This is a genomic window from Streptomyces sp. NPDC021093, assembly GCF_044333135.1.
Lineage (GTDB): Bacteria > Actinomycetota > Actinomycetes > Streptomycetales > Streptomycetaceae > Streptomyces.
On sequence record NZ_JBIRQJ010000001.1, the window covers coordinates 1,198,106 to 1,214,660 of the forward strand.

Consider the following 16,555-nt stretch of genomic DNA (forward strand, 5'->3'; position numbering starts at 1 on the left):
CATGAGCTGCTGTTTACCTCGGTTGAGGGTGTTCTGGTGGAGTCGGTTGAGGTGACCGGCACCATCGTCCTGGTTGGAGCTCGGGCGACTTCACGACGGGCGGCATGCCCGGGGTGCGGGTGCTGGTCAGATCGAATACACGGCTCCTACCTGCGGTTCCCTCGTGACCTTCCGGCGGCGGGCAAGGCCGTCGTGGTGTCGTTACGGGTGCGCCGGTTCTCCTGCGCGAAGGACTCCTGCCCGCGCAGGACCTTCGCCGAGCAAGTACCAGGACTCACCCGCAGGTTCGGGAGAAGGACTGAGCGGCTGCGATCGACGCTGGTGGCGATCGGTCTCGCACTTGCAGGCCCGGGCCGGCGCCCGCATGACGGATGCCTTCCAGGTCCCCGTCAGCAGGAACACCCTGCTGCGGCTGATCACCTCGCTTCCCGATCCTTCCAGCGCCGCACCCCGTGTGGTCGGCGTGGACGAATACGCCCAGCGCAAGGGCCGCATCTACGGAACCGTGCTCATCGACGTGGAAACCCGTCGGCCGGTCGACCTCCTTCCCGACCGCGAGGCAGACACGCTCGCCGCCTGGCTCGCCGAGCGGCCCGGCATCGAGATCATCTGCCGTGACCGGGCCACCTTCTTCGCCGAAGGCGCCACCCGCGGTGCTCCGCAGGCCCTCCAGGTCGCCGACCGGTGGCATCTCTGGCACAACCTGGGTGAAGCAGCCGAAAAGTGCATCTACCGGCACCGCGGCTGCTTGCGACCCATACCGACACAGCTTGCGAGATCTCACGATGCGGAAAGGCCAGCCACCTTGTCGCCCTGGCCGACAGGGCACCGGTTCGCCGAACGCACCCGCGCCAAGCACGCCACCATCCACGCTCTCCTGGCGGCCGGTCACAGCAAGCGATCCGTTGCCCGTCAGCTCGGCATGACCCTCAACACCATCATGCGCTTCTCCCGCGCCACGACACCCGAGGACATGTTCACCGGCCAGTGGCAAGGCCGTGCCACCAGGCTCGACGACTTCAAGCCCTACCTCGATCAGCGATGGCAGGAAGGCTGCACCAACGCCTGGAAACTGTGGGAGGAGATCAAAGACCAGGGCTACCCACGCGGCTACAACACCGTCCGGGCCTACGTCAGCAGAACCCTGCGCGGCAAGCCTCAATCTGTCGGCCCGCGACCACCATCGGCCCGCGCCGTTACTCGCTGGCTTCTCACCCACCCCGACGCACTACGCGAGAGTGAGCGGCTCCAGCTCAAGGCCGTTCTCACCAACTCCCCTGAACTGAGTACTCTCGCCCAACACGTACGCTCCTTCGCCCACATGCTCGCCAACCTGCAAGGCGACCATCTGCCCGCATGGATCGAAGCAGCCACCGCCACCACTGATCTGCCCAGCCTTCACCGCTTCGCCCAGCACCTCGAACGAGACCTCGACGCCGTTATCGCCGGCCTCTCACTTCCCTGGAACTCTGGCGTTGTTGAAGGACACGTCAACCGGATCAAGATGCTCAAGCGCCAGATGTTCGGCCGCGCGGGATTCGAACTCCTCCGCAAACGAGTCCTGTTGGCGTGACGGGCAGTCACTACTCCACACGAAGTGGACCAGAGCCGATTCTCGTGAACATCCGAGAACCCGCCGACTGCCGATCGCTGTTGAAACTCGTCGATAAACGCTGTCGCTGAACGTGACCGAAGCCACCTGGCCGCAACCACCCGGCACGCCGCGCTCACGGGGACCTGCGTGCCTGGCGATCGGAGATGCTGTACCGGTGGCCGCCTCGATTTCGGCGGCCACTCGCAACCGGGGTCTGGGGAGAGCAAGTGACCTGACCGGCTGCGGGGTTGCGGCAGCCATCCGCTCAGGGCCGCCGGTTCCTTTGGCGGTGCAGCTCCTGCACAGGGGCGGGGCTTTTTCACGTGTGCTGGTTCCACGCCTCCTGTACGCGCTGGCGGAGCGGAGCGATCCCCGCCCTCGTCTGGGGCAGTATCTGCTGCAGGTGATCTAGATCCGTCTGTGCTTCTCGGAGGAGACCGTGAGGAGGAAAGCCACCAAGGAAGGCCTCAAGCTGCTCTGTGGCGCTGTCCCAATCGAGAAGTGCGCACTGGACCAGCAGAAGATTTGCGTGGGCGTTGGCCGCCGCATGGCCGCCTTCGGACGTCGTCGAGGTAAACGCTTGTACGGCTCGGTGGAAGCAGGCGTCTGCACCTCCCCTGCCCTCCTTCAGTAAGGCAAGGCCGTGCAGGTACTGCAACCAACCCTCTTGGGGGTCCAGCTCGACGGCACGGACGCTGCTAGCGAGGGCTTCGCTGTTGTTGCCTTGGAGTAGATGAACCATCGTTTGGTATGCGATGGACGAGGCTACTTGGGGGCGAGATCGACAGCCCGGTTCAGGTCGGTGAGGGCGTCGTGGTACCGGCCCATGAGCTGGTAGGTCTGCCCGCGGGACCTGAGGGCCCAGGCGGATTGGGGGTCGAGTTCGATGGCGTGGGTGAGGTCGGTGAGGGCTTCCTCGTAGCGGCCCATGAGCTGGTAGGTCTGCCCGCGGAAGAAGATGGCCCAGGCTGCTTGGGGGTTGAGTTCGATGGCGTGGTTGAGGTCGGTGAGGGCGTCGTCGTACCGGCCCAGACGCTGGTAGGCCTCCCCCCGGCGCCCGACAGGCCAGGAGTCATCGGGGCTGAGTTCGATGGCGCGGCTGTAGTTGTTGACGGCTTCGTCATGCCGGCCCATGAGCCGGTAGGTTTCCCCGAGCCCCGAGTAGACGCGTGCTGACTCGGGGGAGATCTTGAGGGCAGCTGCGTAGTCGCTTAGGGCGCGGTCATAGGCGCCGGCCATGCGGTGGTCGCGGCCGCGGGCTGTGTGGGCCAGTGCGCGGGCTTCGGTGCTAAGTTTCGACGCGTCCAGGAGCAACGTCAGAGCCCTGATGGTGGCCTTGTCGTCCTGCTCTGCGACGGCTTCGAGGTTCTGTCCGAACGCCGTGAGAGAGCTGGTGCCAGAGTCGTTCCCGGCCTGGGTGAGGATCTGGGCGATCCGGCGCAGGGTGGTTACGTCGTGGTCGGCGGCATGGACGCTCTGCAGGAGTGCGTCCGGCAGGGAAACGCGGGGAGCGGCACACAAGCGGTGGTAGGTCTCGTTGAGCCGGGCTTCGCGCCAGGCGTCGTCGTCCCAGTACTCCTCGGCTTCGGTGCCCAATCCCGGTTCGATGGCCGACCTCCACCGGGCGGAGGCCTCCGCGAGATGGGTGTGCTGTTGTTCCCACAGAGTGGGGGACTGGGTGCGCTTGAGGCGCAGCATGGTCGTGCGGACCAGGTCGTGATAGCGGCAACTGCCGCCTTGGCGGGAGATGAAGGCCTGGCCTCGTAGCCAGGGGTAGTCCTCCGTCGCGGCTTCCGGGGCGATGGCGCGGTATATGTCCTCGTTCAGTTGCAGGGGCAGCGCACAGTTGAGGGCTGCTTCACGACGGTGCGTGTGGGGTTCCCATTTGAGGAAGCGTTCGACCGCAGTCTCGGAAGGGTCTTCGAGGGTTCTGCGGGTGCTGGTGTTGCTCCGGGCGAGCATGTCGACCAGTAGAGGCAACCGCCCGGACAGGCGCAGGATCAGCTCGACGGTGGATTCCTCGGTGACGCCGTGTGTGGCGAGCAGCGTGCGGGCTTCCTCCGGTGTGAAGACGTCCAAACCCACTTCGGTGACCTCGCCCAGCCGATCGCCCCAGCTGCGGGGATCCAGTCGCGGTCGGCCGGAGAGAACGATCTGCACGTTGACCGGCAGCCCTTCATGGCCTTCGCCGAAGATGATGTCCTGCAGCCAGGCATCGAGGACTGGTCCCGTGCGTTCGTACACATCGAAGAACAACACCACGCGCTCACAGCGCTGGGCGACCTCGGCCAGGTCCTCAAGGAAGACCGGCATGAGACTCTCCACCGGGTTCAGCACCAACTGCACATCGTCATGACTGCGCAGCCGCATGTTCAGCGTGCCCCGCAACCGATCCGCGCTCAGCGCGAGCTGCTGGGGATCAACTGCCCCAACGAAGGGCCCCACTCCCGGCAACATCCCCAGCCCGACGAGACCCACCTGGGCCGCCACCGTGCTGGAGGCAGACGCCGGCGTCGGCTCGGCCAGGGCCGGCTCTCCGGGGCCCGCCGCAGCGGCAGGCACAGCGTTCTCCGCCTGGTGCCGACGCTGACGGTACGCCACCATTTGCTTGTCGAACCGCTTCAGCGGGTGCCCTTGACGACCCAGCCGAACGCTCACCGCCTGCATCGCCTCCAGCGGATCGCGCACCTCGTCGTCCAGCAGCGCCGTGACCGCCGCAGCCTTCTCCCGTGCAGTGGTTTCCCACTGCCGCACCAGTGTCGACTTCCCCACCCCACCGTTACCGTGCACATGGAACAGGTACGGAAAGTCCACGTCCTCCGGATTCCGCACGAAGGTATCCCGGAACACCGCCAGCTCACCCCGGCGTCCGACGAACCCGGCCCGATCGCGCCGTCGATTGACTTCCTGCCGTGACAGCCGACGTCCCGCCATACCGCCCCCCGGGTGGTCCTTCTCGTAATGCCGTGTCACCAGACCTTAGAGCTACGACGGACAGCAGCCTCGTCGAACCAACCAACTCCGCGAATGGATAACCGCCATCTCGTTCACAGCACCTCGCCGATGCCCCAGGTAGCGCTGACGTCGTTCAGCCACCGGTCCGGCAGCTTCCCGTTCCACCTCATGGCCAGAGCGAAGCGGGCCGTCGACAACCGTTCCAGTGCGATCAGCGACACCGGATGCGCGAGCAGCTCGTGCCGCCCGTGCTTCGCGATCGCGGACTGCGGTCCGTACTCCGTGTACAGCCGCACCAGCCGCTCGCGGTGGGTGTTCACGAACTCCTCCAGCCGGGCCGGGGATGCCGCGCATTCCTCCTCGGTGAGCACGGACCACAGGACGGGCAGGACTTCCTCGGTCATGGTGTCGTCGAAGCGCACGTGGACCGCGAACGCGGCGTACGACCGCACCGCGACCGCGAGCACTCTGTCCGCAGCTCCCTCCCGCACTTCCTCTGCTGCCCGGTCCACCGGACCGCTCGTGTCCGCATCCGTGCTCATCGCGCCGCCGCCTTCTTCACCGTTGTCCACCGCATCCCCAACGCGTCCAGCTCGGCCCGGCGTTCGGCGCTGAGCTTGTCTGCCCGCTTACGGATGTTGTCCAAGACCATCCCCAGTTTCACGTCCACCTCCTCAAGGCCGTCAGCGCCGCTCTGAGCGCCGCCGAACCCGTCGTGTGGCTCCACGGACTCCACGTGCTTCCTCGGCACCTGAAGGTGTCCCCCACGGGCGTGGAACGCCTTTGCTGCCGCGAGGTTGAGCATCCACTTGTCGTCCTGGGTTCGCTTCACCGGCCGCTCCGACTCCTCAGCCGGCTCCAGCCCGAGCGCGTTCTCCAGGAGCCACCGCTGCACGGGCAGCAGCGCGTCCCATCCGAACCGGCAGCCCTGCACCCACCGTCCGAGGTCCTCGCCCTGGACGACGACCTCACCGGCCTCCATCGGCATGCTGCCGCCGTTCTCCAGGTGGTTCTGCACCAACCTCATGCAGCGCTGCCATCCCGCGTCCCAGACCGGTGACCACCCGGGGTCGATCTCATCAAGGGCGTCCCGCCGCTCTGGCGACAGCCCGCCCGTGGCAGACCCCTCGGGCAGCCCAGCCTCCAACTGCTCCGCGCGCGCATCTGCCAGCCGGGCCGCCGTCCGCAGATTCTTCGCCCACACGCCGACCGGATACCCGTCCCACACCGCAGTGGCCGGCGGCAGGAAATGCCCGTGCTCGGCAGCCCAGCGGCGGGCGGCGGTGAGGCCTTCCTCGAAGGCATGGTCCTGGTGCGCCCACACCACCCCGAGCTCCTCCAGCTCCCGCACCCGCTCCGCCGCGAGGTCACCGGCCCGGTAGTCCTTGCGCTGCTTCTTCAGCCAGGTCCCCAGCGGGAACCCGCCCGGCGTCCAGTCCGAGGGCGTGAGGAAGTCATACGGGACCTTCAACTCCCCGTTCTCCGCGACCTCCTTCGCGTACTGCACAGACGCCTCGAGCCCGCTGCGCCAGTAGTCGGTCTCCGGGTGCAGTACCCGCAGCGCCACGAACCGCGCCACCTCCGTCGGATCACGCGGCGTGGAGAACTTCAGGAGCTCCCGCGCGGGCGCGCTCGGACCCTGCGCCTCTCCCGGCTGCTCCTGGTCCTCGGTGTCCGTACCGCCCGCCTCAGCAGCTTCCTCGTCCTTCCAACTCCCGCTGCGCACACGGGGATCAGCGAGCGCTTCCACCACACGCGAGTCGTACGCACGCAGCGCTCTTATCTGCAGGTGGATGTGAGGTGAGTTCTGTTTGGTACGTCTGCGACCTGGCGATGTGAGGGTTTCCACGGAACTGCTCCCGCCCCACCCTGTCCTTGGTTACGTTCGGCACGTGGAGCACATCTATACGGCAGAACGGGCGATATCCCCCGCAACAGGTACGGTGCGCTGGGTCGTTGTCGACGCCCGGACCTACGACCTGCAGCACGAGGCCGTGGCCTACCTCGCCTCGCTGCGCTCCCGGGGCTGTTCACCGAACACCGAGCGCGCCTACGCCGGGCGCCTGGCCCTGTACCTGAACTACTGCCGTATGCACCGCCTGCGATGGGCAGTTCCCGGCTTCACCGGACTGACCTCCCTGCAACAGTGGCTCATCGAGACCCCCCTGCCCTCACGCACCGCACACCCAGGACCGGACCCCGCCCGCTACCGCTCGCGCCCGACGGCGAACGCAGTCATGACCGTGGTGGGGGAGTTCCTCCGGCACGGTGCCGCGCACGGCCTCGTACCGGCCGCCACGACCGCGCTGCTCACGCAGCCCAAACTCCTGCGCTTCACCCCGCCCGGCTACGACACGGGCGAGTCAGGCCGGCTGCACCAGATCCAGGCAGCCGCGTTCCGCTTCAAGAGCACCGAGACCGGCTACCAGGACCTCAGCCCGGAACAGATCCGCCGCATGATCGCCCTCACCCCACGGGCGAGGGACCGGTTCCTGATCGCGCTGATGGCATGCACCGGGCTCCGGATCGGCGAAGCGCTCGGCCTGCACCGCGCCGACATGCACCTGCTCACCTCCTCCCGCACCGCCGGGTGCGGCACCCAAGGCCCCCATGTCCACGTCCACCGCCGCACCGACAACCCCAACCGCGCCCTGGCGAAATCCCGCTTCTCCCGCTACGTGCCCGTCACCGCCGACCTCGTCGCGCTCTACACCGACTACCAGTACGAACGCGACCAGGAACCCCAGGCCGCCGACTCACCGATGGTGTTCGTGAACCTGTTCCGCCCGCCGTTCGGCCAGGCCATGTCCTACTCCAACACCAAGGAGACCTTCGACCGCCTGGCCGCTGCGGTCGAGCACGCCTGCCGCCCGCACATGCTGCGGCACTCCGCGGCGACGCGATGGCTACGCGACGGCGTCGACCGGGACGTGGTGCAACGACTGCTGGGCCACGCCTCCCCGCTGTCGATGGAGTCCTACCGCCACGTCGATGACGCCGAAGCCCGCGCGGCCGTCGAGCACGTCGCCTCGCTGCGGGAGCGACCGTGAGCACCCCGTCTCTCGTCCCGCCGCCCGACCCGGCAGCCCCCGTACCCGCACCGGACCACACGGCATGGCTGCACTGGCTCGACGACCACACCACCCCCGACTGGCGGCCGACCGAGTGGCAGCAGCAGTACTGGCTGTTCACCGGAAACCCCAAGGAGCCGCGCACATCCGTATCCCTGTGCCGCACCAAGGCGTGCGCCACGGTGGTGTCACCCACGAACAGCTACTGCCCCATGTGTAAGGAGGCACAGAAACGGTCACCGCTGCCCGACGAAGAGTTCGCCCGCACATTCGAACCCATACGCACCCAGGCATACATCAGCCAGCCCAGACCACCCTGCTCCGTCACACGGGACGGACAGCGCTGCGTGCGCCCCCGCCACTGCAAGGACCTGTGCAGCCTTCACTACGCACAAAGAAACGCCTACGGCAAGAGACACGACCCCAAGGACTGGCACGCCCTCGCCACCCCCTACACCGACGTCCCGGCATGTCCTGTGCTGGCATGCCCGCTACCCGCCGAGTACTCCAAGGGCCTGTGCCGACACCACACCCTGAAGTTCCGGGAACACCGCCGCACCGCCCCCACCACGCCCCTGGCCGACTGGGCAGCCCGGCAGCCCCCTACCTGGCACCCCACCAATTCAGCCTCCTGCCCCTGCCCGCACCGCTGCGCCAGGAGATCCTCTACGGACTCCAACAGGCCGATCCGTGGCTGCGCATCTTCGAACCATGCCAAGTCCGCCGCATGGTCCGGGACTTGACCGGTGCCACCACCCTCACCCGCGAGCTCCCCAACCACCCGCTCTGCCCCCGCTCCACCCCTGCAGTCCTGCGGATGCTCGGCCGCGTACGCACCGCGGTCCAAGCCGGCCTCGCCCACCACACCGGCACAGCACCAGCAGCGCACGACGTCCTGGACCTGCGAGCCCTGGGCCAGCGCGCCCGCTCACCAGCAGGCATCAAACGTTCCAAGACCGTCGACCTGCGCACCATCAGCCCACGATGGCTGCGCCACCTGCTGCACACCTGGACAGTCCAACAACGCCCCGACGCAGACGCCTTCGCCCGCACACTGCGCGGTGTCGAGCTGGCCGCCCGCGCTCTCCGCCACCGCCCGGGAACGGACGACCCCTCCGCACTGTGCTACGACGACGTCACCGCAGTGGTCGAAGCATTTCGCACCGCACTCAAACTCGACGGCCAGCCCGCCGGCTCGAGCTACCGCACCTCCATCGCGAGCCACTTCTTCACCCTGATCGACTACGGCCGCCGCTCCGGTACGACCACCAACCTCTCCGCCGCCTTTGTCCGCGACCCCAGCACCCACCGCATCGCGCAGGAGGAAGCCAACGAGGACGAGATCGGCAAAGCAGTCCCGGAGCCCGTGATCCGCCAGCTCGACACCCACCTCGACCTCCTCGGCCAAGGCCGGGCCCGAGGGCGCCGCACCCTCACCACCGCAGACCTGCAACTGATGTACCGCACCCTGTACACCCTGCTCAGAGACACCGGCCGACGCCCCAACGAGATTGTCTCGCTGCCCCGCGACTGTCTCGAAACCCGCAACGATCAGATCTCCCTGGTCTGGAACAACCACAAGACCCGCCGATACCGCAGACGCCTGCCCATCACCGCAGCCACCGCCCACACCGTCCGCACCTGGCAGACCCGCAGGGACCAGCTCCACCCCACCCTGCCGCCCGCAGGCGCAGACCACCTCTTCCCTGCGCTGACACCCCTGGCCGCCCCTGGCCACCTGCACACCACCTATCTCGGTGAAACCCTGCGCCACTGGGTGAGCTCCATCCCCCAACTCCACACAGAAGGCGCGGGCCCCAACGGCGAACCCCTGCCCTTCGACCGTTCACTCATCCACGCCTACGCCTTCCGCCACTCCTACGCACAACGGCACGCCGACGCCGGAACCCCCCTCGACGTCCTGTGCGAACTGATGGACCACAAGTCCGTCCGGACCACACAGCGCTACTACACGGTCTCCCTCAAACGAAAGCGCGAAGCCGTCACCAAGCTCGCCGCCCACGTCCTCGACCACCGCGGCCAGCCCACCCCCTGCTCCGACACCACCTACGAACTGCGCGCAGTAGCCGTCCCCTACGGCGGGTGCACCGAACCCAGCAACGTCAAAAGCGGAGGCAACTCCTGCCCGATCCGCTTCCAGTGCGCCGGCTGCGGCTTCTACCGGCCCGACCCCTCCTACCTCCCGGCAATCGAGCAGCACATCAATGAACTGCGCGCCGACCGCGAAACCGCCAAGGCCATGGACGCCGCAGAGTTCGTCATCACCGCCCTCAGCGCCCAGATAACCGCCTTCGAACAGGTCGTCGATCGCATGCGCCGCCGCCTTGCCTCCCTCCCCACCGCAGAGCGGGCGGACATCGAGGAGGCCAGCACCGTGCTGCGCAAAGCCCGAGCCGGCAATTCCCACACCCTCCTGCCCCTCACCCCCACCGCCAAGAACTCCCGCCCATGAACCCCCGCGGCAATCCGCACACCCTCGCCCAGGCGCGCCAACGCGACAGCCTCGACAAGCGCCAACGCGCCCTCACCGCACTCGTATCCCTCGAGCAGCAGGGCGAGAAGGTCACCTTCGCGGCAGTCGCCCGCACAGCCGGTGTCTCGACCTGGCTCACCTACGCCGCAGGTATCCGTGAACACATCGAAGCCGCTCAAAAGCGGCAGCAGCCCGCCATCCCCTCGCCAACCGATCCCCGCCGGTCCACTACCGCCACCCTGCGCACAGAGCTCCACCTGGCCCGTCAGGAGATCCAGACCCTCCGACACGGCAAAGAGCGCATCCACCACGCCCTGCAGCACCAACTCGGGCACCAACTCGACACGATGGGCACAAAACACCTGAGCGACCGCGTCGATGAACTCACCCAAGACAACCAGCGGCTCGAAGACACACTCCAGCGCGCCACCCAGGAAAACCAAACCCTCCGTACTCGCGTCACGGAGCTCGAAACAGACTTGGCCGCAGCACGGACAAGCCTGCGAAGGATGATCCGAAAGGAGAACACCAATCAGTAACAGCCCGGCTTGCAAGATCACGCCGTCCCCCCGGCACACCACCGACCAGATGCCTCACAACCGCTCGCTGAGCTGATCGAGACCCGTCCGCCGCTCTGTGCTGAGCGCTCCCCGCCGCACCCCAGGCGCCTACACGCTTGTGGGGTGTAGTCAGGCGTCCTTCGTGGGAGTGGGACTGCCGTGCGGCCCGCGAGGTGCTCGTCCGCTTGCCGTCCGCCGGTGCGGTGCCAGGTGCACCCGCGAGCGGAAGCCCCAGCACAACAGCAGATAGATGAGTACGGCCACAACACTGGGAGCACTCAGAATGCCCACCGCGGCGCCCTCCTCGGCACCGCCCAGGACATACGCGGCACCAGTACCCGACACGGCGAAAACCAGAATCCAGGGCGCGAGGAACCGGGTGCGCTCCGCGAACAGGAGAACCACCGGCCCTCCCCACGCCACGAGAACGACAACGAACGCGACGAGCGGGATGAACGCCATGAACCCTCCCGTGCTGGACCCGATACGGAGAGCACGACCGAAGCCCTCCGTACGGATCATCCCCACGCACCCGTGACACGTCTACAACAGCCCACCAAACGGCAGTTGAGCCGCCACCGCCGGAACGACAGACCGCCACGAGACCGCCGGCCCCGACCATCCTCAACGGAACGGACCCCGCGTGGTGCCCGTCCTCACTGCGTGTTTCTCCTGGTGGTGCCTGCCGCCCAGCGCATGCCCAACTGGTCGAGTGCCGCCCACCGCTCGTCGGTGAGCTTGCCGGCCCGCTTACGGATATTGTCGAGGACCATCCCCAGTTTCACGCTCACCCCCTCGCGATCAGCACCGTTCTGAGCACCTCCCGGGCCGTCGTGCGGCTCCAGCTGCTCCACGTGCTTGCGAGGCACGTTCAGATGCCCCTCACGGGCGTGGAACGCCCTTGCTGCCCGCAGGTTGAGCATCCACTTGTCGCCCTGCGTACGCTTCACCGGCCGCTCGTCCTCGGTGGCGGGTTCGAGTCCGAGGGCGTGCTCCAGGAGGTAATGCTGCACCAACGTCAGCTCGTCCCAGCCGAGACGGCACGCCTGTACCCACTTCCCCAAGTCCTCACCCTGGACAACCAGTTCACCCGGCCTCGTGGGAACGGCCCCGCCGTCCTTCAGGTGCTGCTGGGTAAGCCGGAGACGCCGCTGCCACCCGCTGTTCCATGCCGGGTACCAGCCGGGGTCGATCTCGTCGAGTGCGTCGCGCCGTCCCTCGGACAGCGCCCCGGCCTCCGACCCGACAGGAAGGCCGGCCTCACGCCGTTCAGTGAGCGTGTCCGCGGTCTTGGCGGCCTTGCGCATGTTCTTCGCCCACGCCCCGAGCTGCCGTCCCTCCCACACCGCCCCCGCAGGCGGCAGGAAATGCCCGTGCACCTCTGTCCAGCTGCGCGCACACTCCAGCCACCCCTCGAACGCCTCCGTCCGTTCCAGAGGGTTCCACACCATCCCGAGCTCGTCGAGCTCGGCGACACGGGCGCCATCGAGCTTCCCCGCCCGGTAGTACCGGCGTTGATCGGCGTGCCAGACCCCCAGCGGATACCCCGCAGGAGTCCAGTCTTCCGGGGTGACGAAGGCGTACGGCACCAGGAGCTCGTCGCCGCCGACTTCGGCCCGGTACTGCACGGACGCCTCGATGCCGCGCCGCCAGTACTCGTTCTCCGGCTCGATGACCCGCAGCCGCACGAATCGGGCGAGCTCGGCGGGATCCCACGGCTCGGCGAACCGCAACACCTCCCGCGTCGGCGCACTCACCGCCGGTCCGTCACGCCCCTGCTGCTCCTGCTCCTCTCCCTCGGCGTCCGCACCATCCGCCTCATCAGCCTCGGTCTCCTCCCAACTCCCGCTGCGCACACGGGGATCAGCGAGCGCTTCCACCACACGCGAGTCGTAGGCGCGGAGAGCAGACAAGATCTTTGCGAGCGGCTCGTGGCCCCTAGAGGACAGCTTTCCCTCGGAGTTCTCACCCTCAGGAGTGAATACAAAAACGACCAGACTGGCCAGTTTCTCTTTCCCGGGACGCAGCCGGAGGGCGCGTCCTACCACTTGAACGATGTCGACCATCGAGCCCCGCGTGTCACAGAAGGCGACAGAATCACAATTCACGGTGTCGACGCCTTCTGCGATCACGCGAACGGAAGAGACCACCCGCAATGCCGCCGGATGCATCCCCTTCTCGTCCTCGATGACGTCGGCCCCGAACTCCTCCAGCACGGCACGCCGGTGACCGGGGTCGTGGTCGCCGTACAGCCAGTCCACCCACACCCGCTCCGGCGCATGGAACATCTCCGGGTCGTCCTCCCAGAGCCGCCGCGCGACGTCGACGAGCCCGCCCGCCATGGCCTCGGCGTCCGCCGTGCGGCTGTGGAAGGTCAGCACCTTCCGCATCTGATGCTTCGCGGCAGCCTTCACCAGCCCCGTCTGCAACGCCGCCAGGCGCGCCCCGCGCAGGGCATCCGACCCGCTCTCGGCCTCCTCCAGCGCGATGCGCAGCTCCGGGCCGTCCACGTTGACCACCACGACCTGAAAAGGCGCTACCAAACCCTTGCTCACCGCCTCCGAGAGCGGCAGCTCGAAGCACACAGGACCGAAGATCGAGGAGTCCGGCTCCATACTTGCGACCAAACGCGGAGCCGTCCGCCCCGCCCGCTGCGCATCCTGGGTGGTCTCCCACACCCGAGGGGTCGCCGTCATGTACACCCGGCGCTCCGCAGGGATCCGGGCCTGGTCGTGCACGGCCGCCCACGGCTTCAGGCCGTCACCGCTGGTGCGGTGCGCCTCGTCCACAATGATCAAGCTCCAAGGCCCGATGCCGAGCTTGTGCGCCTGCTCCAGGACCCCGTTGCCGAGCGAGTGGTACGTGGCCAGCACCGTGACCTGATCCAGCGAATGCACCCATCCCGCCAGCTCAGCGGCATCGGTCGTGCAGGGCACGCCTTCGGACTTCGAGGCCGGCAGCGAGCACGCGCCCACCATCGCCCCCGTACGGCCCGCGGCCCGCCACGCCTTCGCCGTCTGCACCAGCAGATCGAGCGACGGCACCAGCACCAACACCCGGAGCGCGCGCAGCTGTTGAGCCACCGCAGCGGCGATGCGGGTCTTGCCGGTCGCGGTCGCCGCGATCACCTGCGTCCGCAAGCCCTCGGACGGCATCACACCGTCGGCGGGCACCTGGAGGGCCCGCAGCACGGCGTCGACCGCCTCCTTCTGGTGCGGGAACAGCGGATTCCCTGACATGACCAGTCCCTTCACGACCTGCATTCGAGCTCCCTCGAATTGTCACGGCTCTGTCCCAGCCCGGGGGAGTCGAAGCTGCCCGTGCCACGCTGAGGCACATGCCTGCCACACCTGAGAGCCCTGCCGGGCCGACACGCGAGTTCGCGGCCAACGACTACGACGGCTTCGCCGAGGCCTACGAGGCCGAGAACGAGACGAGCCTCCTCAACGCCTACTACAACCGGCCCGCGATCCTGGACCTGGCCGGGGACGTGGCCGGACGGCGGGTCCTCGACGTCGGCTGCGGGGCCGGCCCCGTGTTCGCGGCGCTGCGTGACCGGGGCGCGACCGTGACCGGCTTCGACGCCAGCGCGGGGATGCTGAAACTGGCCCGGAGGAGGCTCGGACCCGATGCCGCCCTGCACCACGGAGACCTGGCCGACCCGCTGCCGTTCCCCGACAGTTCCTTCGATGACGTCGTCGCCCCCCTGGTGCTCCACTACCTGGAGGACTGGACGGCGCCGCTGGCCGAACTGCGGCGCGTCCTGAAGCCCGGCGGCCGGCTGATCGCGTCCGTCAACCACCCCTCGGTCTACACGCTTCTTCACCAGGACAAGGACTACTTCGAGACCGTGCAGTGGTCCTACGACTGCGACTTCGCCGGCCAGAAAGCCGTCCTGACCAACTGGCACCGCCCGCTGCACGCCATGACGGATGCCTTCACCGCAGCCGGATTCCGGATCTCAGTCATCAGCGAACCACCCCCTGCTCCGGGCGCCGCGAAGGCGTTCCCCGACGATCCCGCAGCCCGGAAGAGGTTCATGTGCTTCCTGTTCTTCGTCCTGGAGGCTTCCTAATGCTCCCCGTCCGGGGCGCTCATAGGGCGGGGACCGACCCCGCCCCAGCCGACTGCCGCAAGCCCGCAGATGAGTCGTCTCCAGGACCGCGTGTGGTCCGTACGGGCAGGGAGCGGCCGTTAGACCTCAGCTGCCCCGTTTGTGGCGTGCTCGACGACATCCACGTACGGCCGGATGGGCTAGAGATCACCAGGGCATCGGCGCGGAAGCCGTGATGGAGCCGGATCGTGTGGTTGGAGCTGCCTGTGGGGTTCGCTGTCACCGGTTGCGGGCGGCATAGCTCCATGGGGACTGGAGGGGAGCCGGCCGCCCTTCTTCTCCAGGGTTGGGCTGATCGCCGTACCCCCGCCGTCACGGATGCGGGCGCGTAAGGCGATCACCCAGCCCGACGCGAGCTGGCGGGGAGCAGCTGCTGCCGCGATGTGGCCAGCACCGGGAACGCCCTCCGGGCCCTGCGGGATTCGTCGACCGCCTCCTTCTGGTGCGGGAACAGCGGATTCCCTGACATGACCAGTCCTTTCACGACCTGCATTCGACGGATTGATCGGGACGGCATCCCGGGGCGTACAGAATTCGGTTATGGTGGCCACCACGAGATCCTGAAGAGGATTTATCCGGGCGCTTTACAAGCCACTCACCGAGTCTCTTTTCCCAGTCCCTCAGCGACGTGCCAGGGGTGGCTGCTCATCCCATAGCCTACCCTGGTACAGAAGTTTGACGCACAATCCTTTCAAGGGTTAGCGCGGAGGGGGCGGGTCTTCTACGGCGAAACCTCACCCACCGGGCAGCAGCCGATTCCGGGCCTGGTTCGAACGACACCCCGGACCAGAATTGGCACCGGTCCACTCCTCCTGACCCCCATTCGGTCCGCAGGAGACAGCAGCCCCGCTCCGACCCCATAGCCAGCCAAGGTCACTGCGAAGCAGGGGCCGCAAGGCCGGATCGCGGAACGATCGGGCCCGCCGGAGCGAAGCGTCGGCACCGGGGCGCGGAGCGGCCCAGATGAGTGCGGCGAATGCTGCACTGCAGGGCCACGGAGTGGACCGGCAACCCGTATCGCTGCACGCAGTGCTCCGTGCCGGGTACCGTGCGTGGCTCATCGAACAGTTGACTGGGGAGTAGACATGATGAGCGCGAGAAGGACCACGGTTGTGGCGATGTTGGCGGCGTGCGGTCTGGCAGGGCTGGGCGCGGGGCCTGCTGTTGCGGCGACGGGGCCTCTCCTTCCTCACCCTGGGCCGGATGGTCTGGTGTGGGTGGATGAGAGAACGGGGGACGGGGGTGTTGTTTCTGGGGCCGGGGAGGGCCTGGTGACGATCCTGACGGTGGCTTGTGAAGGGGGCGGCAACGTTCGGGTGACGATGGCACAGGAGTCGCAGCTCGCGGACTTCACCGTGGACTGTCCCGCAGGCAGTGCGGGCGTAGGTTCGGTCACGTTGCCTGCGGGCGTGATGAAGTTCGGGTCCTTCACCGTAGGAGTGGATGCCTCGGACGAGAACATCCGTTGGGGGCTGACCGTCACACAGCCCGAGTAGCCCCTCGGGGCGAATCTCGCAGGCTCCCATTCAGTGGGGGTGGGCTCGGAAGGAGCCCACCCCCACCCCGTTGCTGCGAGTAGTTCGGGCCGCGCGGAGCGTGGCCCGTGGCCGGATCGCGGAGCGATCGGGCCCGCCGACGGCGGAGCCGCCGGCCCGGGCCACGGAGTGGCCCGGATTCGTGTGGCGCAGCCACCGATCACCGTGCGGAGCGCGGTGTTTCTTCCGCCGCGTAGCGGCGGCGCGTCGTGTTCGCGGAGCGAACCGCGCG

The 16,555-nt window shown here is 67.7% G+C and carries 11 protein-coding genes and 1 pseudogene; 7 read left to right on the forward strand and 5 right to left on the reverse strand.

Going from position 1 to position 16,555, the window contains the following annotated elements; translation table 11 throughout:
* Window positions 1–51: 51 nt before the first annotated feature.
* Together ACH4SP_RS05320 and ACH4SP_RS05325 are read left to right on the forward strand one after the other, a co-directional pair.
* A pseudogene (locus ACH4SP_RS05320) lies at window positions 52–168 on the forward strand (hypothetical protein); the annotation flags it as partial.
* Between the two features lie 196 nt (window positions 169–364).
* Entirely contained in the window at window positions 365–1,573 is a 1,209-nt protein-coding gene (locus ACH4SP_RS05325; protein WP_398409418.1) for an ISL3 family transposase, read from the forward strand.
* A gap of 786 nt (window positions 1,574–2,359) precedes the next feature.
* On the opposite strand, the gene ACH4SP_RS05330 is transcribed toward ACH4SP_RS05325, so the two are convergent.
* The 3 genes from ACH4SP_RS05330 to ACH4SP_RS05340 all read right to left on the reverse strand — a co-directional run bounded on the left by ACH4SP_RS05330 (window position 2,360) and on the right by ACH4SP_RS05340 (window position 6,302).
* On the reverse strand, window positions 2,360–4,567 hold the full coding sequence (locus ACH4SP_RS05330; protein ID WP_398409420.1) for a tetratricopeptide repeat protein: 2,208 nt from the start codon (window positions 4,565–4,567) through the stop codon (window positions 2,360–2,362).
* Between the two features lie 74 nt (window positions 4,568–4,641).
* Entirely contained in the window at window positions 4,642–5,091 is a 450-nt protein-coding gene (locus tag ACH4SP_RS05335; RefSeq protein ID WP_398409422.1) for a hypothetical protein, read from the reverse strand.
* Window positions 5,088–6,302, reverse strand: coding sequence for a helicase associated domain-containing protein (locus tag ACH4SP_RS05340; RefSeq protein WP_398409424.1), 1,215 nt, complete (start codon window positions 6,300–6,302; stop codon window positions 5,088–5,090). The genes ACH4SP_RS05335 and ACH4SP_RS05340 overlap by 4 nt, the downstream gene beginning before the upstream one ends.
* 139 nt (window positions 6,303–6,441) lie before the next feature.
* Between ACH4SP_RS05340 and ACH4SP_RS05345 the strand changes: the two genes are divergently transcribed.
* The 3 genes from ACH4SP_RS05345 to ACH4SP_RS05355 all read left to right on the forward strand — a co-directional run bounded on the left by ACH4SP_RS05345 (window position 6,442) and on the right by ACH4SP_RS05355 (window position 10,653).
* Window positions 6,442–7,599, forward strand: coding sequence for a tyrosine-type recombinase/integrase (locus tag ACH4SP_RS05345; protein WP_398409426.1), 1,158 nt, complete (start codon window positions 6,442–6,444; stop codon window positions 7,597–7,599).
* Window positions 7,600–8,359: 760 nt separating this feature from the next.
* Entirely contained in the window at window positions 8,360–10,093 is a 1,734-nt protein-coding gene (locus tag ACH4SP_RS05350) for a tyrosine-type recombinase/integrase (protein WP_398409428.1), read from the forward strand.
* Window positions 10,090–10,653: a DUF6262 family protein gene (locus ACH4SP_RS05355; protein WP_398409430.1), complete on the forward strand. Its 564-nt coding sequence runs from the start codon at window positions 10,090–10,092 to the stop codon at window positions 10,651–10,653. The genes ACH4SP_RS05350 and ACH4SP_RS05355 overlap by 4 nt, the downstream gene beginning before the upstream one ends.
* A gap of 150 nt (window positions 10,654–10,803) precedes the next feature.
* On the opposite strand, the gene ACH4SP_RS05360 is transcribed toward ACH4SP_RS05355, so the two are convergent.
* Together ACH4SP_RS05360 and ACH4SP_RS05365 are read right to left on the reverse strand one after the other, a co-directional pair.
* The gene (locus ACH4SP_RS05360) at window positions 10,804–11,136 is read right to left on the reverse strand and encodes a hypothetical protein (protein WP_398409432.1); all 333 of its coding nucleotides are present in this window, start codon (window positions 11,134–11,136) and stop codon (window positions 10,804–10,806) included.
* 194 nt (window positions 11,137–11,330) lie between these two features.
* On the reverse strand, window positions 11,331–13,937 hold the full coding sequence (locus tag ACH4SP_RS05365) for a Helicase associated domain protein (protein WP_398409434.1): 2,607 nt from the start codon (window positions 13,935–13,937) through the stop codon (window positions 11,331–11,333).
* 74 nt (window positions 13,938–14,011) lie between these two features.
* Here ACH4SP_RS05365 and ACH4SP_RS05370 point away from each other — a divergent pair, with 74 nt between their 5' ends.
* Both ACH4SP_RS05370 and ACH4SP_RS05375 read left to right on the forward strand, forming a co-directional pair.
* Window positions 14,012–14,749, forward strand: coding sequence for a class I SAM-dependent methyltransferase (locus tag ACH4SP_RS05370; RefSeq protein WP_398409436.1), 738 nt, complete (start codon window positions 14,012–14,014; stop codon window positions 14,747–14,749).
* Window positions 14,750–16,059: 1,310 nt separating this feature from the next.
* Window positions 16,060–16,284, forward strand: coding sequence for a hypothetical protein (locus tag ACH4SP_RS05375; RefSeq protein WP_398409438.1), 225 nt, complete (start codon window positions 16,060–16,062; stop codon window positions 16,282–16,284).
* Window positions 16,285–16,555: the final 271 nt, after the last annotated feature.